General features: G+C 54.3%; 2 pseudogenes and 1 riboswitch. Of the pseudogenes, one reads left to right on the top strand and one right to left on the bottom strand.

Features of this window, described 5'->3' with window-relative positions:
• Nucleotides 1-364: pseudogene (locus tag WH5701_RS00760) on the bottom strand (Crp/Fnr family transcriptional regulator); the annotation flags it as partial.
• Between the two features lie 370 nt (nt 365-734).
• A riboswitch (cobalamin riboswitch) is annotated at nt 735-882 on the top strand.
• 117 nt (nt 883-999) lie between these two features.
• Here WH5701_RS00760 and WH5701_RS18735 point away from each other — a divergent pair.
• A pseudogene (locus WH5701_RS18735) lies at nt 1,000-1,086 on the top strand (hydantoin utilization protein); the annotation flags it as partial.

The following is a 1,086-nucleotide window of genomic DNA, read 5'->3' on the forward strand; positions in this document are numbered from 1 at the left end:
CACTTCGCCGCATCCCCAGGCGATTCACTAAGAGAACCAACAACGCATGCAACCGCTGCTCAGCCTGGCCTAGGTGGCGAACACGCAACAGCTGCAACGTCCATTCGTTGACGGCATCCATGCCCAGCTCGTCGGCACTCACGGCGTCTCGCCGAAATTTCAGAGCGGTTAAGGCTTCGACGCAGGCACCATCACTACAGAGGCGATCCGTTCGTAAACGATCCCCGGATTGGAGAAATGCCAGGGTCATCCCTTCGGTTTCTTCGCATGGGCAGTACACACGACAAACCCCTTCCATCACTTCAAGAACTGTGGCCTGCTCACGACCAGCTGGGTCCAGCAACACAGTCTGCTGGCGTGGCATCGACATCGGAGCAACCGAATCATCGGGCAAAAAACGGTAGGCAGAAGCCGTCACAACTATTGCGATTGAGAATTGGTTGCAAGAGTACAAGGGCGTTGCTGATATTGCAAGTCATTCTCAATAAGGGATCGGTCTTGAGAACTATTGTGTTGGAAGTGAGACAGGGGTTCGCACAGCGACTCAAGCAAAAGAGTCTTCAACAGCTGAGCGTCGCCTTGAATTCGCAGCATCGGGACAACAGGACCTGGATCAGGAAATTATGTGTTCCGAACCAGAATCCCTGCGAATACATTCCACATCCCTATGTAATGAATGAGTGCAGAGCTTGTACCAAGCCTTGAAAAGCATTCATGGCAGAAGCAAGAGCTGGCCTTAATGTGTGATTTCTGGTTTCAGCAGTGAGCAGCTGCTGATGGAAACGGGGAAAGAGCGGTGAAAGTCCGTCGCTGTCCCGCAGCTGTGAATCGTCTCCGCGAGAGCCGTCAGTCAGAACGCCCGCCAGACCTTCAAACGACGAGGATCGACTTTTGACTTTTTCAATCCAGGGCTGCCAGCGGCCAATCAGGTGGGCTGCCCTCGGAATCATTCCGCTGCTTCTTCTCGGAAGCCCCGCCTTCGCTCACCACCCTTTCGGAATGGGTGACAGCAGCCAGCTCACCGGATGGACCGGTCTTGTAAGCGGTATTGGCCATCCCCTCCTGGGGCCGGATCATTTGCTCTTT

Source organism: Synechococcus sp. WH 5701 (assembly GCF_000153045.1).
Lineage (GTDB): Bacteria > Cyanobacteriota > Cyanobacteriia > PCC-6307 > Cyanobiaceae > Regnicoccus_A > Regnicoccus_A antarcticus.